The organism is Labilithrix luteola (assembly GCF_001263205.1).
In the GTDB taxonomy this organism is placed as follows: domain Bacteria; phylum Myxococcota_A; class Polyangia; order Polyangiales; family Polyangiaceae; genus Labilithrix; species Labilithrix luteola.
The window spans coordinates 6,191,246-6,213,826 of sequence record NZ_CP012333.1 but is presented as its reverse complement, the minus strand read 5'-3'; the positions used below and the strand labels follow the sequence as shown (position 1 = coordinate 6,213,826).

At 67.5% G+C, this 22,581-nt stretch carries 16 protein-coding genes and 1 pseudogene; 7 read left to right on the top strand and 10 right to left on the bottom strand.

The window, feature by feature from the left end; all coding sequences use genetic code 11:
* Positions 1-41: 41 nt before the first annotated feature.
* On the bottom strand, positions 42-581 hold the full coding sequence (locus AKJ09_RS27095) for a hypothetical protein (RefSeq protein WP_146650654.1): 540 nt from the start codon (positions 579-581) through the stop codon (positions 42-44).
* 218 nt (positions 582-799) lie between these two features.
* On the opposite strand from AKJ09_RS27095, the gene AKJ09_RS27090 reads away from it, so the two are divergent.
* The gene (locus tag AKJ09_RS27090) at positions 800-1,216 is read left to right on the top strand and encodes a hypothetical protein (protein WP_146650653.1); all 417 of its coding nucleotides are present in this window, start codon (positions 800-802) and stop codon (positions 1,214-1,216) included.
* Between the two features lie 194 nt (positions 1,217-1,410).
* Here the strand turns inward: AKJ09_RS27090 and AKJ09_RS27085 are convergent, their stop codons facing one another.
* The 3 genes from AKJ09_RS27085 to AKJ09_RS27075 form a co-directional block, all read right to left on the bottom strand.
* Positions 1,411-2,190 (bottom strand): hypothetical protein, encoded by a 780-nt coding sequence (locus AKJ09_RS27085; protein WP_146650651.1) that lies wholly within the window; start codon positions 2,188-2,190, stop codon positions 1,411-1,413.
* A 798-nt stretch (positions 2,191-2,988) separates the two neighbouring features.
* Positions 2,989-3,147, bottom strand: coding sequence for a hypothetical protein (locus tag AKJ09_RS53315; protein ID WP_169927899.1), 159 nt, complete (start codon positions 3,145-3,147; stop codon positions 2,989-2,991).
* Between the two features lie 120 nt (positions 3,148-3,267).
* On the bottom strand, positions 3,268-4,308 hold the full coding sequence (locus tag AKJ09_RS27075; RefSeq protein WP_146650646.1) for a penicillin-binding transpeptidase domain-containing protein: 1,041 nt from the start codon (positions 4,306-4,308) through the stop codon (positions 3,268-3,270).
* 382 nt (positions 4,309-4,690) lie between these two features.
* Here AKJ09_RS27075 and AKJ09_RS27070 point away from each other — a divergent pair, with 382 nt between their 5' ends.
* On the top strand, positions 4,691-5,896 hold the full coding sequence (locus AKJ09_RS27070) for a matrixin family metalloprotease (RefSeq protein ID WP_146650644.1): 1,206 nt from the start codon (positions 4,691-4,693) through the stop codon (positions 5,894-5,896).
* A 3-nt stretch (positions 5,897-5,899) separates the two neighbouring features.
* On the opposite strand, the pseudogene hemL reads toward AKJ09_RS27070, so the two are convergent.
* Positions 5,900-7,176: pseudogene (gene hemL / locus AKJ09_RS27065) on the bottom strand (glutamate-1-semialdehyde 2,1-aminomutase).
* A 25-nt stretch (positions 7,177-7,201) separates the two neighbouring features.
* On the bottom strand, positions 7,202-10,102 hold the full coding sequence (locus AKJ09_RS27060; protein ID WP_240488598.1) for a M20/M25/M40 family metallo-hydrolase: 2,901 nt from the start codon (positions 10,100-10,102) through the stop codon (positions 7,202-7,204).
* A 54-nt stretch (positions 10,103-10,156) separates the two neighbouring features.
* Here AKJ09_RS27060 and AKJ09_RS27055 point away from each other — a divergent pair, with 54 nt between their 5' ends.
* Positions 10,157-11,344 carry an MFS transporter gene (locus AKJ09_RS27055; RefSeq protein ID WP_146650642.1) on the top strand — a complete coding sequence of 396 codons (1,188 nt, stop codon included), beginning with the start codon at positions 10,157-10,159 and terminating at the stop codon, positions 11,342-11,344.
* Positions 11,345-11,395: 51 nt separating this feature from the next.
* On the opposite strand, the gene AKJ09_RS27050 is transcribed toward AKJ09_RS27055, so the two are convergent.
* The 3 genes from AKJ09_RS27050 to AKJ09_RS27040 form a co-directional block, all read right to left on the bottom strand.
* Positions 11,396-11,848 carry a GxxExxY protein gene (locus AKJ09_RS27050; RefSeq protein WP_146650641.1) on the bottom strand — a complete coding sequence of 151 codons (453 nt, stop codon included), beginning with the start codon at positions 11,846-11,848 and terminating at the stop codon, positions 11,396-11,398.
* A gap of 120 nt (positions 11,849-11,968) precedes the next feature.
* Positions 11,969-14,701: a serine/threonine protein kinase gene (locus AKJ09_RS27045; RefSeq protein WP_146650639.1), complete on the bottom strand. Its 2,733-nt coding sequence runs from the start codon at positions 14,699-14,701 to the stop codon at positions 11,969-11,971.
* Positions 14,702-14,852: 151 nt separating this feature from the next.
* A complete protein-coding gene (locus tag AKJ09_RS27040; protein ID WP_146650637.1) occupies positions 14,853-15,659 on the bottom strand; it encodes a hypothetical protein in 807 nt (268 codons plus the stop codon).
* A 139-nt stretch (positions 15,660-15,798) separates the two neighbouring features.
* On the opposite strand from AKJ09_RS27040, the gene AKJ09_RS27035 reads away from it, so the two are divergent.
* The 4 genes from AKJ09_RS27035 (at position 15,799) to epsC (ending at position 21,673) form a co-directional block, all read left to right on the top strand.
* Positions 15,799-17,076, top strand: a complete 1,278-nt coding sequence (locus AKJ09_RS27035; RefSeq protein ID WP_146650635.1) for a serine hydroxymethyltransferase — start codon at positions 15,799-15,801, stop codon at positions 17,074-17,076.
* A gap of 339 nt (positions 17,077-17,415) precedes the next feature.
* Complete coding sequence (locus tag AKJ09_RS54385; protein WP_205633815.1) at positions 17,416-19,812, top strand: exopolysaccharide biosynthesis polyprenyl glycosylphosphotransferase; 2,397 nt, start codon at positions 17,416-17,418, stop codon at positions 19,810-19,812.
* A 7-nt stretch (positions 19,813-19,819) separates the two neighbouring features.
* The gene (locus AKJ09_RS27025) at positions 19,820-20,842 is read left to right on the top strand and encodes a M15 family metallopeptidase (RefSeq protein WP_146650633.1); all 1,023 of its coding nucleotides are present in this window, start codon (positions 19,820-19,822) and stop codon (positions 20,840-20,842) included.
* A 54-nt stretch (positions 20,843-20,896) separates the two neighbouring features.
* Positions 20,897-21,673 carry a serine O-acetyltransferase EpsC gene (gene epsC / locus AKJ09_RS55630; protein WP_275936648.1) on the top strand — a complete coding sequence of 259 codons (777 nt, stop codon included), beginning with the start codon at positions 20,897-20,899 and terminating at the stop codon, positions 21,671-21,673.
* Here epsC and AKJ09_RS27015 read toward each other — a convergent pair.
* Positions 21,636-22,511, bottom strand: a complete 876-nt coding sequence (locus AKJ09_RS27015; RefSeq protein ID WP_146650631.1) for a phytanoyl-CoA dioxygenase family protein — start codon at positions 22,509-22,511, stop codon at positions 21,636-21,638. The two genes, epsC and AKJ09_RS27015, sit on opposite strands and share 38 nt — an antisense overlap.
* Between the last annotated feature and the right edge of the window lie 70 nt (positions 22,512-22,581).

Below are 22,581 nucleotides of genomic sequence, written 5' to 3'. Positions count from 1 at the left end.
AATCGAATTGGGCTCGATACGGTAATGTGATCGTTAGCGGTTCAAAAGCTGCCTTGGCGGCAGAAGTACCCTTCGACACAGCCTCCGTCTATCGTCTTGTAGCTCGCGATCGAGCCGCTCTTCTCGGCCCACACGATCGACGCGTTCACGTCTGTGACACGGACCGTGAATCGGTCGCCGTCGGCGAGATCGTGCTGGGAACTGGGCGAAACGCTGACGACGAGGGTGACGCCCGAGATGTCACCTGGAAGGGATGAACTGCAATCAAGGCTTCCCTCGGGGCCTCCCATGCCTGGGTTGCAAACGAGCCTTTCCTGCCCCGCATCCTGAACCAGGTTCACGACGGCTGTAATGCAGTCTTGCTCGTTTCGACACAGCTCGAGCCGCGCACCGTCGAGTTCCGGACGCGAACGGGCGACGGTGAGCGTTGTGCTCACCATGTTCGTGCATGTTGCCTCGGCGGTGCAGATCTTCTCGTCGGCGCCACAGGCCATGAGCGTCAGCAACGCCCCGACGGTGCTCGCTCCGATGACGAGTCGCTCGAAAGCGCAGCGTCTGTGGCCATCTTCGGTAGTGCGCATTCGGTTCATCCTCGCCACCATCCAACCACCTTACGTGCTCTGCGCCGCTGCGTCGCCCCTCTCGAGCGCTAGCCTTGGTCCGAACTGCGCCTATCGTCGTCGTCGTCCGCACCTTGACGATCGAAGCGCCGACTCGTGTGGGCCGCTCTCGAGCCTCAAATCTTCGCGTGCACTGCGCGCTGAGCTGGTGAGGCACGTCGCGTGCACGAGTATGTCTCATGCGTCGCCTCTGTTCTGTCTTCGTCATGGTCGGGGTCGCGCTGCTCGCGCTCACGAGCTTCGCGCAGGTGCCGGTCGGCTGGGCCGCGCTCGGGAAGGTGACCGTCGACAAGAACGGCTGCGCGTCGTGCCCCGCGACCTTCGCGACGCCCGCGCGCAATCGCGCGTTCGGCATCGATAGCGACTCGCCCATGGCCGTCGGTCTGAACGGGCGCTTCGACATCACGTGCGGCGACGGCAACACCTACGACGTGCCGCTGCGATCGGCGACACGCGGCGGCTTGTTCCAGGTGCTCCCGAACCAGTGCGTGAACCTCGACGCGAAGGAGATCAAGCTGACCATCACGTCGGTCTCGCTCGCGCCGCCCGACGCCGAGCGCACGATCACGCTGAACGTCTACGGGAGGATTCGCTGATCGCGAGGGGCCCGCGTCAGGGGATGTTCCGGAACATCGAGGAACGGGTCGGTGCGGCGTTCGAGGACATCCCCGAACCTTCCCGAGCGGTGCGGTGCGGCACGGTGGATGTTCCGGAACGTCCGCAAGCCGGTAGGTGCGGCGTCTTGGGACGTTCCGGAACCTCGGCGCGCCGGTCGGTGCGGCGGAGCGCGTCAGGTGACGGGCGGAAGGGGCTCCGGAGACACCGGATCGGGTGAGGCGCCGTCCTCGGCCGGCGCTCCTCCCTTCTTGCGCTCCTTGAGTCGCACGCGGAGTGCGGCGATGGGCGCCAGGGCTTGCACGGCCACGTTCGGATCGAGCTCCTCGTTCTGGACCGCAGCGCTGAGGACCCGCGCATAGACCGCCACGGCGAGCTGCACCTCACGAAGCGGCTCGGCCAGGCTCGCCGTGTCCGCGGCGGCGGCCTTCGCCTTGGTCACGCCGAGCGCCTCGCCGTATTCCGCGTGACGCGTCTTCACCTGGTCGACGAACGACTTGCCCCCCAGCTTGGCAATCGCTCGTTCGCTGTCTCCGGCCTCGAGCCGAGAGAGGAGCGCGTCGCCTTCGGCCCATTGCTCGGCGTACGGCAGCTTGAGAAACGCCGTGCCGTTCGGAAAGAGCACCGCGTGGAGCTCGCGCGCTTCCCGTGCGTGCGGGTGAAAGTCGTCGTCGAGATCGGCGAACGCTCCGAGATATTGCTCGAGCGCGCTCCAGGCGCGATCCATGTTCGTGTCGGCCACGCGCGTGACGCTCGCCACCTTCTGAGGAGCGGCCGCCGAAAAGAGCGTTCGCAGCGTTTCGGCCTTTGCTCGAGCGCGCTTCAGCGCCTTCTTGGCGGCGGGCGAAGCGTCGGGCTGGGCCGCCGAGATCAGCGAACGAACGAGCGCGAGCGAGCCCGCGGCCCCCGTCTGCGGGATGGTGTCATAGGCGGAGGCGTCGAACGAAGAAGCCATGGAGTCTCTCCTTTGAATTGGATGCGCGAACCTCGCGCGAACGACGCGCGAACGACCAAATAAGGAGACCTCGACGAGCGCGCGGCAAAGCCGAACGCACGTCGAGAAACCGCGCCCCCCCTTTGGCGGACAGGAGCATATCCGCGTGAAGCGACGAGTCGAGCGCCTTCTCAGCGCAGTTCGAGCAGAGCCAAATCCCGTTGCCGATCGATGCGCGTTCGTCAGGGTGTTGAGACGCCTCGTACCGGGGGCCGCCCGGCGAAGCCGCGTGGATGTGACACGTGATGCCGCACACTGCGACGCCCGCCGTCCCAACGATGCGTGACGAAGCGCGACGTGTGATTGCGAAATCGCCGACGCCTCGCGCGGCGTTCGTTGTGATGCTCGCCGAGTATGTGAAGGTGCAGGCGTTGGCTGGCGATATGGAAGCCGCACGCGTAGCGTCGGACGCCATTGCCCGCGTCCTCGGCTCGGGCGGGGTTCTCCCTTGTCACGCAGAGCCTATGAGCGGCCGAAGAGGGTGGGCCGCTAGAACGGAACCGAGGCTACGAAGGCTCGCTTCGCCCTCTTGAAGCCAGTCGCCCCGCGATTCGCGCGCATCTGGGGTCAGTCGATGCCGAGGACCGGCCCGTCGACGGCCACCGTCTCGGCGAGCGGCAGGGAAAGGCGGCGCGAGGACTTGTTTCACGACGCGGGCACAACAGACACGGGCCGGCTGAGCATATTGTTCGGGCAAGGTGTCAAAGCAGCCGTAAGACTTCGGAGCGGCTTGAGCGCGAGGGGCCTTATCGAGTCCTTCTAAGTCTCGACGCGGAGCTGCCTACGATGACCCTGCGCTTCTTCGAGCGTCGGCAGGAGGAGCCGTGGGGCGCCGAAGACCCCGATGCCTTCCCACTTGAAGAGGTACTCATGATCGAGACTCGCGCCTGAGCAGCCCGGCGAGACTTTCTCGTTCATTGAACGCCGGCTTCCCGCGCGCTCCCTCGTCCCCCTCGTCTCCCTCGTCGAGCAGCTTCAACGGAGTGAACACGTCCAGCAGCGATCACGCCGGCGAGATCGAGTCGAGTGGTCTTCGTGTTAGCGACGCGCGATGCGCCTCGGCCCTGCCGCGCGCGTGCGGAAGTAGTCGGCGAGTACCTCGCGGCCAACCTCGTTGCCCTTCATGCGCCACGTGACGTCGTTGGCGAGCAATACGGAGATGGCGACTTCAGGCGCATCCGCCGGCGCGAAGCCGACGAACCAGGAGTACATGCGCGTCGGCTTGTCGCCGATGAGCGTGCCGGTCTTCCCCGCGACCGCCACGCCTTCGAGGCTCGGGCGCTGGCCCTTGTGAAACGCCTTCGCCGCCGTGCCGGAGCGGGTCGTGATCTGCATCATGCGTGCGAGCTCCGCGGCGGACTCCCAGCGCATCGCGCGCCCCTCCTCGACGCGCGCGGGACTCTTCGTGCCCGTGTGGAGTCGTACCCGCGTTCCGCCATTGGCGATGGTCTGGACGGCGAAGAGCGCGCCGAGCGCCGACGTGCGCCCGTTCCAGAACCCAGCGGCCGCGCGCGCGAAGCCGAGAGGGTCGTCGGGGATGGTGATGTGCGAGCGTCCGACGGCGCGATCGATGGGCACGACGCCGTCGAGCCCGAGGAGGCGGGCCTTCTCCTCGACCTCCGCGGGCTGAGTGTGGCGGAGCGCGAGCTTCGCGATGGCGACGTTGATGCTGTACCCGACGGCGGTGCGAAGCGGGATGCACGCCTCGCCCGGTAGGTGGACGTCGCGCAGATCGCTCGAGTCGATCGCGCGCTCGCCGCCGGAGTAGCAAACCATCGACCCACCGGTGGCGCGTCCAGAGTCGAGCATCGCCGCGACGGTGGCCAGCTTGAAGACGCTCGCCAGCGGCGCGAACGCGGCGCCGACCCGGTCGCCGCCGCCGAGGCTCGCCCAGGCGAGAACGCGACCGGTCTTCACATCGCTCATCACGACAGCGCCCTCGTGCGGAGCGGCCGTGCGCAGCCATCGCTCAGCGCTCGCCTGGAGTCGCTCGTCGATCGATGGCACCTCCGCGCCCGAGCGTCGGGCGACGAGCAGGACCATCCAGAAGGCGGCGATCGCCCACAGCGCGCGGAGCATCCCTCGTAGCTAGGCGACGTACCGAGGCGAGGCCAAGTTTCGACGTCGCCATCCCGCCTGCACCTTCGTGAGTTTCTGCTTCGCCGGAGCCCGGCGTTCGAGCTGGAAATGCGGTGCTGAACTGAACCCGATTTCGAAGGAACCGATCTCGCGATTGCTAGCCTAGAGCAGTCTATAGCTTCGTCGTGATCGCTGGCGCCTACTCGAGCACGGCGCCCGTCGTCGCGCCGTGCTTCGTCGTCCGATCACGACGACGGCCAAGCGGACGCGCCCTCCGGCGTATTCTGACGAGCCACCTCGATGGCAAGAGCGTGTCACCGGAGGCGCATCCTCCCTAGGGGGATGTGGCGAACGGCGACGCCGTGTAGAAGCGAGCGTGCACATGCGCGTCCGCTCGCTCTTTGGATCGATCATCCCCGTTGGAATCATCGCCGCTTTTGCGCTCGCGTCGGCAGGCTGCATGTACGACTCGAGTCGGACCATCGCCAAGCAGACCCAGCAGCACAACGCGGCGCACTACACGCCGGCGACGCTGCAAGCCGAGGGACCGGCGCCCGAGGAGCGCGCGAGCACGCCGCCTTCGCGACCGAAGACGATGCGCGTTCGTGCGCTGGTGTCGAAGGCGTTCACGGCGCACGTGATCGACACGCCGAAGTACATGCGCGACCTCTTCGACGACGCCAACAAGATGACCGAGCCCTCGCTCGGCATTCACCTCGAGCTCGAGGCCACGCGCCCTTGGGACGCGGCACCGGACGAGGACACCGCCAAGGCGATCACCTCGCTCGAGACCTCCGAGCCGGGAAAAGACGTCGACTTCGTGGCCGGCTTCATCGGCGCGCTCCCGCGTATGACGCAATCGTTCCACGAGATCGGTCGCGGCGCCGTCGTCGGCAAGCACCTCGTGGTGCGAGCGCCCGGAAGTGCGGAGACGCACGATGCGGTCGAGCGCTCGTTCAATCAGCTCACCGACGACGAGCGGCGAAAGCTCCGCAAGGACATCGCTCGCCATCGTGCGGCGGTCGTCTTCCTCCACGAGCTCGGTCACACGCTCGGGTGCATCCACGAGACCGAGCCGACGAGCATCATGGTCCCGGAATACAACCGTCGCGTGACCACCTTCGGTCCGGAGGCACGCACGCTGATGAGGGCGACTCTCGAGAAGCGTCGTAACGGCGCTTCCGACGACGAGGTCCTGAAGGCCGTCGGCGACTTTCTCCGCACGGCGCCGCCTGCGGCCTTCGTCGCCGACGATCGCAATCGTCTACTTTCGGACATCGATGCCCGCGCGACGGCGCAGCAGCCTCGCACGCAGGTGCAGACCGAAGCCGCGCCGGCTCCTGCCGCGCTCGAGACTCCAGGTCTGTCACCCGCTGACCGCGAGAAGTTCCTGCAAGCGAACGAGGCCTATTCGAAGGCCGAGATGGTGCGCGCCTGGAACACGGCGAAGCCTCTCTTCGAGGCTTATCGCAATTCCTTCGAGGTGCAGGATCTCCGCTGCAAGATCGCGACGAACAGCATGCCTTTCGACATGGCTCGTCGCGAATGCGATCGCCTCATGAAGCTCGCCACGGGCAAGGCCCGTTGACGTTCAGGCCGACAGCGCTTCGTCGGCCGCGGCGAGCGTCTTGTCGATGTCCGCCTCGGTGTGCGCCGTGCTGATGAACGCAGCTTCGAACTGCGACGGCGGCCAGTACTGACCACGCGCGATCATCGCGCTGTGCCAGCGGCCGAAGCGCGCCGTGTCGGACTTCACCGCGTCGCTGAAGTTGCGAATCGGGCCCTGGCCGAAGAAGAGGGTGATCATCGAGCCGACGCGCTGCACGCACGCTTCGACGCCGCGCTTCTTCGTGCTCTCCACGAGGCCTGCTTCGAGGCGGGCGCCGAGCGATTCGAGCTTCTCGTAGACGGAAGCGTCGAGGCGCTCGAGCTGCGCGAGCGCGGCGCTCACGGCCACCGGGTTACCGCTCAAGGTGCCAGCCTGGTAGACGGGGCCGAGCGGGGCGACCTTCTCCATGATCGCGCGACGACCGCCGTAAGCCGCGAGGGGCATGCCGCCGCCGATGATCTTGCCGAGGCAGGTCATGTCGGGGCGAAGACCCGAGCGCTCCTGCATGCCGCCGCGAGCAACGCGCGAGCCGGTCATGACCTCGTCGAAGATCGAGACCGCACCGTGATCTTTGCAGAGGCGGATGATGGCCTCGAGGAAGCCAGGCGCGGGCGGAACGACGCCCATGTTGCCGACGACGGGCTCGACGATGACGGCCGCGATCTCGCTGCCGCGCGTCTTGAAGAGCTCCTCGAGCGCGGCGACGTCGTTGTACGGCACCGTGATGGTGCCCTTCGCCGTGGCCGAAGGAACGCCGGCCGAATCGGGCACGCCGAACGTCATCGCGCCGGAGCCGGCCTTGACGAGCAGGAAGTCCGCGTGGCCGTGGTAGCAGCCTTCGAACTTCACCACGGCCTCACGCCCCGTGAAGCCGCGGGCGACGCGAAGGGCCGCCATGCAGGCTTCGGTGCCGCTCGAGACGGCGCGCATCATCTCGATCGACGGATAGAGGTCGATGACCTTCTCGGCGAAGCGAATCTCGAGCTCCGTGGGCGCGCCGTAGCTCGTGCCGTTGCGGGCCGCGCCCACGATCGCTTCGACGATGGCAGGGTGCGCGTGGCCGAGGATCATCGGCCCCACGAGCCGACGTAGTCGGTGTACTTCGCGCCGTCGGCTCCGTAGAGGTACGCGCCTTCGGCGCGGGAGATGAAGACCGGCTTGCCGCCGACCGAACGAAACGCGCGAACAGGGCTGTTCACGCCTCCGGGGATCACACGTTCTGCACGCGCAAAAAGCTCGACGCTCTTGGGATCGCTCATGGCGGCGCGAGCTTACCAGACCGGACTACTTCGTGCGGTGCCCTTCCTGGAAGGTGACCTCGAGCTTCACCTCTTTGCCGTCACGCAGCACGACCGCCGGCACCGTCTCACCCGGCTTGCTCGCGTTGAGCACGAACATGAAGTCCTCGACGCTACCGATCTCGCTCTTGCCGAGTTTGATCAGAACGTCGCCCTTCTTCATGCCGCCCTTGTCGGCGCCGCTGCCCGGACGCACGCCCGAGAGCAAAACGCCCTTCTTTCCAGCGCCCGGACCGCCGTAGTCGGGGATGGTTCCGAGCGACGCATTGAAGCTCCGCTGGTCGCCAAGCGGGCTCGGGCCTTCCATGCCGCCCTTGAAGGTGAGGGCCGTCTCGCGCTGCGCGGCCGCAAGGGCAACGCCCGCGCAAATCTTGCCGGTCTGCGCCGCGCCGGCCGCGTTGATCTTGTCGGCCGTGTCGCTGGGCTTGTGATAGTCGCTGTGCGTTCCCGTGAAGAAGTGCACGACGGGCACGCCGCCGGCGTAAAACGAGGTCTGATCGCTCGGACCGTAGCCGTCGCCCGAGAGCGCGCACTCGACGCGCGAAGCATCGCAGGCGCCCCCGACGATCTCTTTCCACTCCGGTGCCGTCTCGGCCCCCAAGACCTGGAGACGGTTGTCACGCATGCGGCCGACCATGTCCATGTTGAGCATGGCGTAGACATCCTTCATGCGGTTGTCTTTGCCCTCCTTCGGCCACTTGCTGACGAAGTGGGCCGAGCCGAGGACGCCGCTCTCTTCGCCCGAGAAGGCGACGAAGAACACGTCGCGACGGAGCTCCGACTTCTTCGCGGCGAGCTCGCGTGCCACTTCGAGGAGAACCGCCGTGCCCGACGCATTGTCGTCCGCACCGACGTGCGGCTCGTTCGCATGCGGAGACAGTGAATAGCGACCGCCCTTGCCGAGATGATCGTAGTGCGCGCCGACGATGACCACGCCGGGGAGCTTCTTGCCGTCCTTGGGCTCCGCGACGAGCCGACCGGCGACGTTGAACGCGTTGGTGGAGATGGGCGTGAGCTGCACGCCGACGTGCGCCGAGACGCGCGCCTTCGCCTTGAGCTTGTCGAACATCGGGTGGAGCGCAGCGCGCTTCACGACGACGACGGGGAGGCCAGCGTCGGAATAGCCCTCGGGCCCGAAGCCCGGAAGCACCGCCTCTTCGGGCGCGTTCCAGTCCTTCGCGTTCGCGGGCGCGATCGGATCGTCGACCACGATGAGCGCCGCCGCGCCCTTCTCACGCGCGCTGAAGGCCTTGCGGCGAATGTCGCCGTAGCGGCGCTGCGCTTCGGTGTTGCCGAACTTGCCGCCTTCGGGAACGAAGCGCCTGACGACGACGACCTTCTTCTTCACGTCGAGGCCGGCGTAGTCGTCGACGTCGAGCTCCTTGGCCACGATGCCGTAGCCAGCAGACACGATGTCTCCGGTGACGTTCGCCTTGGCGGGCGAGTAGCCCATCACCACGTAATCGTCTTTCGCGAGCGGCTTGCCGGCGATCGACACCTGCGTGCTGTCTTCGCTCTTGAGATCGGTGACGACCGGGAACGCCTGTCGATAGCTCTGCGCATCGCCCGCGGGCTGGAGGCCGAGCCTCTTCATGCGCTCTTCGATGTAGTTGCCGGACTGCTCGAGGCCCTTCGTGCCGACGCCGCGACCTTCACGCGCCGGATCGGCGAGCCAGGCAATGTCGGTCATGACGCGATCGGCGCTGCTCTCCTGGTGTTCGCGCGGAACGTCCTCCACCCACTGCGCGAGGAACACGTTCGTGTCGTGCTTGCCGCGCGGCGTTGCGCGGTTCGAGGCGAAGGCGAGCGTCTTGCCGTCGGGCGAGAACATCGGGAAGCCGTCGAAGCCCGGCGCGTAGGTGATGCGCTCGAGGCCCGTGCCATCGACGTTGATCGCCCAGATGTCGAACTCGCGTCCCTTCGGATCGCCGTAGTTGCTCGAGAAGAGAATACGCTTCTGCGACGGATGCCAGAACGGCGCGAACGACGCGGCGTCGAGGTACGTGAGCTGCGTGGCCTCCGAGCCGTCGGCGTTCGCCGTCCAGAGTTCGAGCTTCGACGGGCGCACGAGATTCTGCGAGAGCAGGCGCTTGAAGTCGTCGAGCTCCTTGCCCGGGCGCGGACGCGACGCGCGCCACACGATCTTCGAGCAGTCCGCATTGAAGAACGCGCCGCCGTCGTAGCCGGGCGTGTTCGTGAGGCGCTTGACGTTCTTGCCGTCGGCGTCCATGCGGTAGAGATCGATGTCGCCGTCGCGTGTGGACGTGAAGACGATCGAACCGTCCTTCGCGCAGACCGTGGCCTCGGCGTCGTAGCCCTTCACGTCGGTCAGGCGAACCGGGTTCGCGCCATCCGCATCCGACTTGAAGATGTCGTACGTATCGTAGAGCGCCCAGACGTAGCCCATACTGTGGTCGGGCTTCGGCGGACACGCGTCGCCACCGAGCTGCGTGGACGCGTAGATGACCTTCTTGTCACCGGGCAGGAAGTACGAGCACGTCGTGGCGCCCTTGCCGTTCGACACGGGGATCATGCTCGGCAACACGCCGGGCGAACCGGCCGGTGCGGAGAGCATGGCGTCGACCGGCATGCGGTAGATGCGGTCGCAATCGTTGTCGCCCGTGCGCGACTGAAGGATGAGCTGCCGCCCGTCGAACGACCAGTAGGCCTCGGCGTTCTCGCCCTCCAAGGTCAGCTGCCTCAGGTTCGTGAGGTGGCGCTCCTCCGAGACCGGCAAAACCTGCGGCGCGATCGAGCGGGGCGGCGCCGCCTTTGCGTTGGGCGCAGCCGCCGGCGAGGACCCGCACCCGCCGAGCCCGAGCGACAGGCCCCCCATCGCGAGCAGAAGCGCCGGAGAAATCTGCAACGCAGTGCGGACGCGGTTCATCGACGACGTTATAAGCGATTCGGGCGGGAAAAGAGACCGGCAGAGTCAATGACGATGAGTGGAACGACGGGGGTAGAAACAGCCAGGCCTGCACGTGGCCTGCTCCTCCTTTTGGCCGTCGCGAGCGGCCTCTCCGCGGCGAACCTCTATTACGCGCAGCCCCTCGCCGCCGAGATGGCCCAGTCGCTGAGCGCACGGCCCGCCGCAGTCGGCGGCGCGATGATGTCCACGCAGGTCGGTTACGCGATCGGCATGATCCTGCTCGTCCCTCTCGGCGACGGGCGTGAGCGCCGAAGCATGATCGTGACGACGCTGCTCGCGGCGGTGCCCGCACTGCTCCTGGTCGCGAGCGCGCAGTCGATTCCGGCGCTCGTGATGAGCAGCTTCCTCGTCGGCGTCGCCTCGTCGGTGCCTCAGATGATCCTGCCTTACGCGGTCGACCTCGTCCCCGTCGAGGATCGCGGCAAGGTCGTCGGCACGATCATGGCCGGTCTGCTGTCCGGCATTCTTCTCTCGCGAACGGCCGCCGGTGCGCTCGGGGCGGTCCTCGGTTGGCGTGCCGTGTTCGTGATTGCGGCGGTCATGATGGCCAGCCTCGCCGGTGTCCTCCGCGCGGCGATTCCGAAGCGAGAGCCCGCCACGCACCTGCCTTATCGAGCCATCCTCGGCTCGCTCGCCACGGTGTTCCGTGATCAGCCCGTGCTTCGGCGCCGCGCACTCGTCGGCGCACTCGGCTTCGCGAGCTTCAGCGTGTTCTGGTCGATGCTCTCGTTCCAGCTCGCCCAGATCGGCTACGGCAGCGCGACGGCCGGCGTCTTCGGCGCCATCGGCATCGTCGGTGTCTTCGTCGCCCCGGTGGCCGGGCGCTTCGCGACCGGAGATCGCCCCTCGCGCATCAACGTCGCCGCGCTCCTGCTGACGGCGGCGTCGTTCGGCCTCTTCGCCCTCTCGGGCCATTCGCTGGTGCTGATTGGCCTCGGCGTGGTGCTGCTCGATGCCGGCGTGCAGGCGAGCCACCTCACGAACCAGACGGTGATCTTCGGCCTCGCGCCCGCGCTGCGAAGTCGAATCAATGCACTTTACATGGTCACGTACTTCGCGGGCGGAGCGCTCGGTACGGTCGCCGCGTCGTACGCGTGGTCGGAGGGCAAGTGGCCGGCGGTGTGTCTGACCGGTGCGGCCTTCGCCCTCGCAGCGATGCTTCCGCTGATCGGCGAGCGCCGCCTGGCGAAGTCATCCTGACGACCGACGGCGGCGCACCTTAGACACAATGCCGTTCGGATAGGCCTGAGTTCAGAGAGAGGGCACAGGAAGGCCGGAAGAACGGAAGGGGTTAGGGGGGTGAGGTGTCAGTCGGCGCAAGGCCGTTCGCAGTACGGTGGCGTTGAAGTTGACGAGGAGGCCAACCGACAGTTCGGCAAGACGCAAGTAGGTGATGACCTGCGCCTGCGCCTCTTGGACTTGGGGGAGGAGACGCTCTACTGCCTTGAGCTCGACGAGGACACCGTCACCGACGATGAGGTCTAACCGGTAGCCGCACTCCACGCGCATCCCCTTGTACACAACGGGAATCGGCCGTTGCCGTTCGAACGGGAGGCCGCGTGCCGAAAGCTCGGCGCATACACACGCCTCGTACGTCGACTCCAACAGTCCCGGACCCAGGCAACGATGCACCTCGATGAGTGCGCCGATGATCTGTTCTGTACCGTCCTCGAATCTTCCGCCCTTCCGCCCTTCCTGTGCCATTCCCTCCCATCGACCGGCACTGGACGAAGTTGCTTCGACCGACGCTAGTAATCAGAGCAGCTCTCTTCGCGATTCCCCTATCCGAACCGCATTGGCCTTAGACAGCGGCGAGCGGGCGGCTCACTTCGGGACGTCGAACGAGTGGCGCACGGTCTGGGGGGAGCCGACGAACGGATTCACCTTCACGCGACGGAACTGACCTGCCGCGCAGTCACCTTCTTTGGTGCCTGCGTAGGGTGGGTCGATGGTGACGTTCGTGACCGTGCCGTCGGTGCCGAACGTGACCGAAGCGGTGCCCGGCCCCGTGACGTTGCCCTTCTTGCAGATGACGAGAACGCCGTTGGCCGTCGCGAGGCGCGAGCGCGCGTTCGCTTCGTTCCACGCATTCGGATCGGCAGCCGGCGCCGCCGAAGCAGTCGCCTTAGGCGTGGGAACCGGCACGGGAACGGCGGTCGCCGGTGCGGCCGTCGTGATTGCCGGCGCCGTGTGCGTCGGAGCGGTCGTCGCCGTCGGCGCTGCGGTCGTCGACGGCGCCGCGCTCGCCGATGCAGCCGGAGGCTCTTCCGGAGCGGCCGGTGCAGCGTCCGGCGCTTCGGCGACGGCCGGTGCAGCATCTGCTTCGGCCGCAGTCGCGACCGGCGGCGTCTCGGCCGCCTTCTCGACGGGCGGCGCAACGGCGGACGCCATCGGCTCGGCCGACGCGGACACCGACGCCGACGCTACGGGCGCCGGGACGTGCGCACGACGCGCGGTCACGGCGTAGGCCGTGAGCCCGATGCCGCCGAGCGCGAGCAAACCGCAGGACACGATCGCGATCACGAGCACCGGCGACTTCTTCGCCGGCGGCGGCGGCGGCTGCGCCTGGATCATCGAGGGCGCGGCCTGATCGATCGAGTGACGAGCCCAGGGCGACGCGTCGGTCGCGTTCGGAGCCTGCGGGTACCCTTGGGGCTGCTGCCCATAGGGCATGCCCTGCGGTCCCTGCATCTGCGAGAAGCGCGGATCCTGCGGAGGGGGCCCCGCGTGAGAGCCGTGCGGAAGCGCCGCCACCTGGGATTGGCCGCCGTAGGGCACGCCCGTTCCTTGCGAAGGCGTCGTTGCGGGCGGCGTGTAGACCGCCGAGACCGAAGGCGCCGGCTGAGGATGCGATGGCCGCTGCGGCGCCATCATGAACGTTCCACCGAGCGGGTTATTGCCCGGCGGCGCGGCCATCCCTTGCGCCATTCCCTGAGGCGCCTGAGACGCGTGGGGCTCGGGCGGCTCGACGGTCGGACGTGCCTCGGGAGGCGGCACCGTGATCGGATTGAAGCGCGTGGGCTCTTCGGCCTCTTCGATCGGCGGCGGCGGATGGACGTTGTTCAGCGCCGCCTGCGCGGCCGCGGCCGCAGCCTTGGCTTGGGCCGCCTGCGCCTTCTCGGCGTCGATGAGGGCGAGGGTGCGGAGCATGTCCGGCCCCGCCTCGTTCACGCGCGTCTCCTCGTCTTCCTCGTCTTCCTCGTACGGCGGCTGGGCGATTCGCGGCGGCGCGCGATCGGCGATGACCTCGGGCGGACGCGGCGGTCCACCGGCGAGGGCCATCGTCTGCTTCCCCGATTTGAAGGTTCCCTGGCCCGACGCGCCTGCCATTCCGGGCACGGGAACGTTGCTCACGCGGCTCGGATTGACGACGGAGACACTCCCCGATGGGAGGCTACCCGAGCCCGTGCGCACGGGAGGCACGCCTGGCGTGGTTCCCGTCCCGGCGACGGGCGGCGGACGCTGCGTGACCGCGCGCACGGTCGGCGCGCCCGGCCTCACGAGCGACGACGACGCGAGAGGCATGGTGCGCTGGAGTTCTTTCCCGCGCGGTGCCTGAGGCTGGTGCTGCGGCGATGCAAGCGGCGGCGTCTCGCGCGCGGCCTTCTCGAACTTGCGCTCGGAGGCGACGTTCATCCCGATGGTGAGCGCCTTCCAGAACTCCGTTGCCGTCTGCCACCGCTGCCTCGGATCGAGCGCCGTGGCGCGCGCGAAGGCGGCTTCGACCTCGTCGGGCACGTTGATTCCGAGCGCACGCGGCGTGGGCCGGCGCGACGCGTCGATGGCAATCTGCGCGAAGGCCCCGAGGTTCGCCCCCTCGTTGACCGGCCTGTCGCGCATCGCCTCGAGCATGATGAGGGCGAGTGAATAGACGTCGGACCAGGCGCCGACCGGGCCGATGCGATCGTCGAACTGCTCCGGCGCACCGTACGCGGGCGCGAAGATGCGGAGCTGCCCCATGGTCTGCGCGCGCGGCCCGAGGTTCAGCGCGCTGTCGTGCATGATCTTGGCGACGCCGAAGTCGAGGACCTTCGTCTTGATCCCCTGGGCGGTGATCGAGAGGAAAAGGTTTCCCGCGTTCACGTCGCGATGAACGACGCCTTGCGCGTGCGCGAAGCCGAGCGCATCGGCGGCCGTCTCGAAGAGCTTGATGGTCTCGTCGAGGGGGCGCCCGCTCTGTCCGGTCGTGCGACGAACGGTGAAGTCGTTCTGGAGCGAGCGGCCCTCGAGCCACTCGAGAACCATGTACGGGACGAGCGCGCCCGTCGCCGGCGCCTGGGTGGTTCCCGCGGCGATGCTGCGCACGATGTGCAGGTTGCCCTGCGAGAGTCGGTAGAGGATCCGGCTCTCGTCGCGGAAGCGCTGGACGAAGGCCTCGACGAGGTTCGTGCCGAGAGCCACGGGAAGCTTCAGGCACTTCACCGCAATGGGCTCGTTCAAGCCCTGGTGATGGCCTTTGTAGACGACGCTGAAGCCCCCCTCGCCGACCAGGCGATCGACGCGAAACTGGCCGTCAAGAACCTGCCCTACGAGCCCAAACGGGTCCGTTGGATTCACGCCCCGAACGATAACAGTGATCGAGGCCGAAAGCCCCCATCGAATCGTTCGCCGGGGGTGGGGGCACCTGAACACCGGCCTGCACGTGGGCCTGGGCGGCGGGGACGGTGCGCGGGCGGGCGCGCCGGCCGTCACGTCGATCGGCGGGTTTTCAGCGCTTGTCGGCCGTCACAGCTCCGCCGTACCAGGCGAGGCGCAAGCCGACGGTCAACCAATGCCGCTCGGCAGGCTTGGAGAAGATGGCGTCGTATTCGACGTAAGGGCCGAAGGCGGCATGGCCTCCGAGCAGGCGGAACGCGCGGAACTCGTGGTGGAGACCACCGCCGAGGAACGACTGCGACCCGTCCGCGGTCGGATACGGTCCTTTGGCTCGGAGCTCCGTGGTGCCGAAGCCGGCCTGAAGGTAGGCCGACATGTTCGCCAGCGTGGGGAACAGGTCGACGAGCGGAAAGGCGTCAGCGCGGAAGCCGATGGCCCACCCGGTCGACCGCCACTTGTCGTTCTCGAAGGTGGCGATGTTCACCATCGGGCCGAAGCTCACGTAGTCGGTGAACGCGCCCTGCAAGAAGATGGTGGTCGACGAACCGACGAGGAGCGGCGACGACGAGAAGAAGTCCGGGTTGCCGATGAACTTCGCGTCGTTCGGGTAGCCGCTCGATCCGGCGAATCCGACGCCCGGCGCGACCCCGAGCACCACGCCGTTGCGGTAGTGGTGCTCGATCTTGCGCATCGTCGGGTCTTCGGCCGCCGCCGGAAGTTTCGAGGTCGGCGTGACGTCCGGCGAGGGCGCTCCCGAGACCGCGGCTTCGGCCGCCGCGCTCGGACTCGTGCTCGAGCTCGCACTTGCGCTGATCTCCGCTGCAGGAGCGGAAGTGGGAGCGGCCGCCGTCGGGGCATCCTGCGCCGCAGCAACCCGCGGCAAGCCCAAGCTCAGCGCGAACGCGAGAACCGCAGTCATTCCCGAGGCCATTCGTGATGAACCCGCAGCTCGAGAAGCGGACGAACGCAGCCCAACCGGCATCGCTCCTCTATATACGAGCTCACCCGTCGGGGCGAGAGGTGACGCGGCGACCCAGGTGGGGTATCCCGCTGGCATCATGGCCGAAGCAAATCTCCGCGACGTCGACGCCGAAATCTCGAACCTCATCGATGAAGAGAACCGCCGTGAACACGAGACGATGCGTCTCATCGCGAGCGAGAACTACGCGTCGCGCGCGGTCATGGAGGCAACCGGCTCCTGCCTGACCAACAAGTACTCGGAAGGCTACGCCCACAAGCGTTACTACGAGGGCCAGGCCGTCATCGATCAGGTCGAGGAGCTCGCCATCGCCCGCCTGAAGAAGCTCTTCGGCGCCACGGCGGCGATCGGCGGCGAAGATGACATCCACGTGAACGTGCAGCCCTACTCGGGCAGCCCGGCGAACCTGGCCGTGTACCTCGCCTTCTGCCAGCCGGGCGACGTCATCATGGGCCTCGGCCTCCCCGCCGGCGGCCACCTCACCCACGGCCACAGCGTCTCGATCACCGGCAAGTACTTCAAGAGCGTGCCCTACGGCGTGCGCCGCGAAGACCACCGCATCGACATGGACGAAGTCCGCAAGCTCGCCCTCGAGAACCGCCCGAAGGTGATCTGGGCCGGCACCACGGCGTACCCGCGCACGCTGGATTTCCCGGCGTTCCGCGCGATCGCCGACGAAGTTGGCGCGATCCTCGCGGCCGACATCGCGCACATCGCGGGTCTCGTCGCCGCGGGCGAGCACCCCTCGCCCTTCGGCATCGCCGACGTCGTCACGTCGACGACACACAAGACCTTCCGCGGTCCGCGCGGCGGCATGATCTTCAGCAAGAAGCAGCACGCAGCGGCGATCGACAAGGCCGTCTTCCCGGGCCTCCAGGGCGGACCGCACAACCACACCACGGCCGGCATCGCCGTCGCGGCGAAGGAAGCGCTCCAGCCCGCGTACAAGACCTACGCGAAGAACGTGGTCGAGAACGCCAAGGAGCTCGCCCAGGCCCTCGTCGAGAAGGGCTTCGCCGTCACCACCGGCGGCACCGACAACCACCTGATGCTGATCGACGTCACGAGCAAGGGCATCGGTGGCAAGCCCGCCGCGCAGGCCCTCGACCGCGCGGGCATCGTTGCGAACTACAACGCCGTCCCCTTCGATCCGCGCAAGCCGTTCGATCCCTCGGGCATCCGCATCGGAACGCCCGCCGTCACGTCGCGCGGCATGGGCAAGGCCGAGATGCGCACGCTCGCAGCGTGGATCGATCGCGTCGTCGCGAGCCCCACCGACGAAGCGCTCATCGCGAAGGTCGCCGGCGAGGTGAAGGAGCTTTGCCAGAAGTTCCCCGCTCCCGGCCTCCGCGTCTGATCCATCGCCGCTCGCTCCAACGACCGAGCTAAGAACGACCGCCCGACCGCCCAACCGCGCCACGCGGGGGCGGTCGTTGTGTTTCGGGAGTGCAACGCGCGCCGCGATCCCAGCGCGCATGGCGGAGAGCGCCCCGCCACGCAAGCCGAATTGCCCCGGATCTGCGGCGGATCCGCGCTGGAAGCGAGCCGATCCCCCGGTCTATACTTCGCGCGTGAGTAGCGACGGAGAGAACGGCGACGACACAAAGTCCGCTCGGGGCCGAACGCGATCGAAGCGACGGGCCAAGCGACGGGCGAGGCCAAGTCGGGGGATGGCGATACCCCGGTCCTGCCGGGCATGGCCAACACGACCGCGACGATGGCCGGTCCGTCTTCCAAGCCGAGGCCATCGCCGGTCGCAGCGGGCGTGGTGATGGGGCCGATCCCGGCAGCGCCGCCGACTTCTCCGTCGGCGCTCGACGATGAGCCCGTGTCCCCGCGACCTCGACCGGCGTCCGTGCCGCCTCGCCCCTCGACCGTGGCGACCATGATCGCGGGCAGTCCGCCGCCCATCGTTCCGCGCCGGCGCACGCCCCATTCGGGCACGCCGTTGCCGCTGGCGTCGACGCTCGTCGGCATGATCGCGCCCGTGATCCCGAAGATCACGCCCGCGGCAGGCACGCCCCCGCCCCCGCCCCTCGTGCCCGAAGAAATGGTGGCGGGCATCCTCAAGCCCGAGATCGTTCCGCCCATCATCCGCATCCCGCACGGCGACTTGCTCGGCGGGTCGATGACGACCAAGCCGAAGGAGAACAGCACCCTCCTTTGCCAGATCCTCATCCGAAATGGCTCGATCGGCAGCGAGGTGGTCGACAAGGCGATCGCGATCCAGGAGGAACGCGGAGGTCAGATCGGCCGCATCCTCGTGTCGATGGGGGCCTGCAGCGAGGAGGCGATCGCGCGCGCGCTCGTGGAGCAGCTCCGCCTTCGCACCAAGGCGGGCAACGTCACGACGGACGTGTCCGTCGCGGCACGAGAAAACAAGGACGTCGCGGGCCTCAAGGTCCTCACCCGTCCCGGCCGCACGATGGCCACCCTCCTCTTCTCCGACATCTTCGCGCTCCTGCTCGCCGCGATCATCGCGAGCAGCGTTCACTGGGCCCGGACCTACGCCGACCTCGGCGAGATCGACTGGAGCTCGTGGCTCGTCGTCGGCCCCTCGATCGGATTGTGCCTGCTGACCTTCCTCGGCCTCGAGCTCTACTCGCCGATGGCGAAGAGCACGCCCGACGAGATCCGCGACATCGTCTTCTCGACCTCACTCGTGCACCTCGGCGCCTCGCTGCTCTCGACGCTCGGCAACTTGCCGATCGTGAAGTGGGGCGTGTTCGTGCGCGGCGTGTGGTGGCTCGCCACGCTCTTCCTCGTGCCCCTGGTCCGCTCGCTCGTGCGCAACACGCTGTGCGTGCAGCCGTGGTGGGGCATCCCTGTGTGCGTGCTCGGAGCCGCGAAAACAGGCCGTCTCATCGTTCGCACGCTCAAGGCGCAGCCGCGCTCGGGCCTCAAGCCCGTGATGATGCTCGACGACGACCACGCCAAGCACGGCACGCTGCGGGCGAGCTTCACGAACGAGGTGATGGACGTCTACTCGGTCAACGTGTCCGCCGCGCACTTCATGAGCGATTCGCAGCGCAGCGCGCTCGCCGACGACATCTTCGGACCGGATAACGACATCCCGAGCGGCCCCATCAGCTCGGATCACCTCCCCACGTCGCAGCCGCCGCCGTGGCACTCGAAGGCAACGGACGAGTTCCTCGGCCCCGAGAGCCAGGTGAAGCTGCCGCGCGCCACGGCGGAAGCGTCGCTCTTCCCGCGCGGCAAGTTCGCCGAGGTCGAGGGCGTTCCGATCGTCGGCGATCTCTCGCTCGCTCCGATCCTCGCGCAGCGCCTGAAAATCCCGTACGCGGTCGTCGCCATGCCCGGCGTCGACGGACCGAAGCTCTTGCAGATCGTCGAGCGCGTCGGCGGCAAATTCAGCCACCTGCTGATGATCCCCGACCTCTTCGGCTTCGCCACGCTCGGCGTTCCCGCCAAGAACCTCGGCGGCATCCTCGGCGTCGAAGTCCGCCAGCAGCTGCTCCTTCCGGGTCCGCGTCTCGCCAAGCGCGTGATGGACGTGGCGCTCACCGGCGCCGGCATCCTGTTCGTCTTGCCGTTCCTCCTTCTGATCGGGCTTCTCATCAAGCTCGATTCGAAGGGACCGGTCTTCTACACGCAGAAGCGCCTCGGCCGTGATGGCGAGCACTTCAAGGCGTACAAGTTCCGCACGATGCACGGCGACGGCGAGGCGCGCCTCAAGGCGATCCTCGACGCCGATCCGGCGCTGCGAGCGGAGTACGAGATTTACCACAAGCTCCGGAAAGACCCGCGCGTCACACGCATCGGGCGCATCCTCCGGAAGTTCAGCCTCGACGAGTTCCCGCAGCTCCTGAACGTCGTCAACGGCGACATGAGCCTCGTCGGTCCGCGCCCTTACATCGAACGCGAGATGACCGAGATGGGCGGTCAGGAGAAGATCATCCTCCGCGCCCCTCCCGGAATGACGGGCATGTGGCAGGTCTCCGACCGCAACGCCACGTCGTTTGCCCAACGAGTTCAGATCGACGTCTATTACGTGCGAAACTGGTCTCCATGGCTCGACATCCACATTCTGGCCAAGACCTTCGGCGTCGTCGTCAAGGGCTCCGGCGTCTGAGTTCGACGTGAGCGCGCTTGCCATGCGTGCGCTCACGCTCGTTCTGCTGACCGCCTCCCTCGGCTCGATCGCCGGGTGCGGGGGCGCGGGCGATTCGTCTCGCCCCGACGACGAGGAGAACGTGGACAGCGTGCGTGCAGCGCTCAGCGATACCGATCCCGTCTCCGACGCGATCGACGCGAGCTGCTCCACCACGTCGGTGAAGGGCCTCGCCACGCAGCTCGTGGAGGAGATCCAGTGCCTTCAGCCGGGCACGCTCGAGCGTATCGACGGCATCGACGGGCTCACGCTCGAAGATGCCGTGTTCCCCTATCTGCAGACGCCCGCGGCGAAGGCCATCGAGAAGGCACAACAGCAGCGCGGGACCACGATGACGATCAACTCGGCGCTGCGCACGCTCCCGCAGCAGTACCTGCTCTACCAGTGGTACAAGGCCGGTCGTTGCGGCATCAGCCTTGCGGCGGCGCCGGGCAAGAGCAACCACGAGTCGGGTCTCGCGGTGGACGTGGACGACAGCAGCGGCTGGCGCCCGGCGATGGAAGCGAACGAGATGAAGTGGCTCGGCGCGAGCGATCCGGTGCACTTCGATTACATCGGCGACGGTAAGGTCGAGCTCACGGGCCTCTCCGTGCTCGCGTTCCAGAAGCTCTGGAACGTGAACCATCCGGACGATCGCATCGACGAGGACTCGCTCTACGGCGCCGACACCGAGAAACGGATCGCACTCTCTCCCGTCGGAGGCTTTCCGAAAGGTCCTGATTGCGCGCAGCCCGACGCCAGCGCGCCTTCTCCGCCCGCTCCCGTGCCGGATGCGGGCGAGCCCCCGCCCAAGACAACGGAGGCCGCTCCAGTGGCTCCTGCGAGCGAGGACGGGTGCTCGGTGGCGTACGCCGGTGCCGGTCGAGACGGCTCGTCAGGCTCGTCCGGCATCCCGATCGCGTTGGGCTTCGCAACGCTCGTCCTGGCAGCGCGCGGTCGTGCTCGTCGAGCGTCCAATCGCGTCACCCACGCACGGGCAACAGTCGCGTGAAAGACTGCCACGGGCAATTGAGCCCTGGCATGCATGTCGCTACACTGCATAAGCATGGGCCTCATCAAACAGCTCGTCACGGATGCCTACGGCGTTGCGCTCACGCGCTACAGCACGCCATCCGAAGGCGCCCCTGTCCCCAAGGCCAAGGACGCACTCGTGGCTGCCATGGTGCAAGACGGCTACGCCGTCCTCGCAGCGAGTCGTTTTCGTGAGGCCGCGCGTCGCTGGCATGTTCCGGGCGCCAACCGTGTCCTCCGGCTCTTCCAGACCGTGTTTTACGGCATCGAGATCGGAAATCAGGTCGAGCTCGGTGAGGGCGTCAATTTCGCCCACACGCTCGGCATCGTGATCGGCGGCGACGCCAAGATCGGCGCACGCGTGAAGTTCCTCGGGAACAACACGGTCGGCACCGCCAAAGACAACGGCTACCCGATCATCGAAGACGACGTCGTCATCGGATGCGGCGCCCGCATCCTCGGGCCGGTGCGCATCGGTCGCGGCGCGATCATCGGCGCCAACGCCGTCGTCGTCACCGACCTACCTCCCGGCGCGGTGGCCGCCGGCATTCCGGCCAAGGTGCTCAAGATCGTCCCGAGCAAGGCCGCCGGCGTCGATGCACTCGCCCAGGCCAACGGCGAACACGCGCCGCTTGGCGGTCACGTTGCTCGCGCGAGCAACGGCGCCATCGATGACGGTACGCACGCCAATGGCTCGACCCCGAAAGGATCGAGCCACGCGGCTAGTGCGAACGGCGCGAACGGCGCGAACGGCGTGCACGCCAACGGCGCCGTCACTCCATCATCGAAGCCCGACGCTGGCGCTTCGTGAGCTGCGAGCGGAGCGCGAGCATCGTCTTGCGCGTCTGCATGAACTCGGGGAACACCTGGTACGGCGTGGTGCTCGAGTACGAGAACGTCATCGAGTAGCGATCGGTCGTGGTGGGGGGCTTGGCGCGGTGGAACAGTCGACACGTGTCGACGAACACCGAGGTGAAGCGTGAACCGGTCGCGCGGAGCCATTCCCCCGTATCGACGGCCGAGGCCATGTTCGCGTCCGGCACGAAGCCCGACCAGTAGTTGAGGCCCGCGACGGCGCGGCGCGTGCGCTGTCGATCGAGGTACTCGAAGGGGCCGCAGCCTTCGTCGACGTCGCTCAGGTAGACGATGATCTTCATCATCCGGCGATCCTCGACGTCGATGTGCCACTGGCGAACTTCGGTCGCGACGCCGTCGGGCCGTTCGCGCTTCACCTCGACGCCGAGGTAGTGGACGGGCAGGCCGATGTAGCACTCGGCGAGATCGAGGTTCGCGTCGGAGAGGCCCCACTTGAAGAGCGCCGGGTCGGCTGCGAGATCGGCCGGCGAGATGCGCACGCAAGGCTTGTTCGAGGTATCCGCCTTGAGGCGCTGGACGAAGCGGTCGGCCACGTCGACGACGTCGGCCGGGAGCATGTCCGAGCCGTCACGCTGCGCGAAGAAGCCCTGACGGAGATCCTCGAGAACCCCGAAGCGACCGCGTTCGAGCCACGGCCTGTCGTCGACGTGTCGCCCGCGGGCGGCGAAGTAGCGTTGTTCCGACCACTGCTTGATGAAAGGAGCGCGGAGCAGGACACGCTTGGCTTTGCCACGGGCCCGGGTCGCGAGAGCCAGCACGCTATCGACGTCCATCGTTTGATCCTTACCCTCGAGCTCGAAAGTATAGTCGCGTAGGTTAGCCGGACAAGACCGGCAGCGGGAT

Coding starts and splice junctions, on each gene's coding strand:
- AKJ09_RS54385 (WP_205633815.1), top strand. CDS start 17,416: ATGGCCAACACGACCGCGACGATGGCCGGTCCGTCTTCCAAGCCGAGG.
- AKJ09_RS27090 (WP_146650653.1), top strand. CDS start 800: ATGCGTCGCCTCTGTTCTGTCTTCGTCATGGTCGGGGTCGCGCTGCTC.
- AKJ09_RS27035 (WP_146650635.1), top strand. CDS start 15,799: ATGGCCGAAGCAAATCTCCGCGACGTCGACGCCGAAATCTCGAACCTC.
- epsC (WP_275936648.1), top strand. CDS start 20,897: ATGGGCCTCATCAAACAGCTCGTCACGGATGCCTACGGCGTTGCGCTC.
- AKJ09_RS27050 (WP_146650641.1), bottom strand. CDS start 11,848: ATGGCACAGGAAGGGCGGAAGGGCGGAAGATTCGAGGACGGTACAGAA.
- AKJ09_RS27085 (WP_146650651.1), bottom strand. CDS start 2,190: ATGGCTTCTTCGTTCGACGCCTCCGCCTATGACACCATCCCGCAGACG.
- AKJ09_RS27015 (WP_146650631.1), bottom strand. CDS start 22,511: ATGGACGTCGATAGCGTGCTGGCTCTCGCGACCCGGGCCCGTGGCAAA.
- AKJ09_RS27075 (WP_146650646.1), bottom strand. CDS start 4,308: ATGCTCCGCGCGCTGTGGGCGATCGCCGCCTTCTGGATGGTCCTGCTC.
- AKJ09_RS27040 (WP_146650637.1), bottom strand. CDS start 15,659: ATGACTGCGGTTCTCGCGTTCGCGCTGAGCTTGGGCTTGCCGCGGGTT.
- AKJ09_RS27055 (WP_146650642.1), top strand. CDS start 10,157: ATGAGTGGAACGACGGGGGTAGAAACAGCCAGGCCTGCACGTGGCCTG.
- AKJ09_RS27070 (WP_146650644.1), top strand. CDS start 4,691: ATGCGCGTCCGCTCGCTCTTTGGATCGATCATCCCCGTTGGAATCATC.
- AKJ09_RS53315 (WP_169927899.1), bottom strand. CDS start 3,147: ATGAACGAGAAAGTCTCGCCGGGCTGCTCAGGCGCGAGTCTCGATCAT.
- AKJ09_RS27095 (WP_146650654.1), bottom strand. CDS start 581: ATGCGCACTACCGAAGATGGCCACAGACGCTGCGCTTTCGAGCGACTC.
- AKJ09_RS27060 (WP_240488598.1), bottom strand. CDS start 10,102: ATGAACCGCGTCCGCACTGCGTTGCAGATTTCTCCGGCGCTTCTGCTC.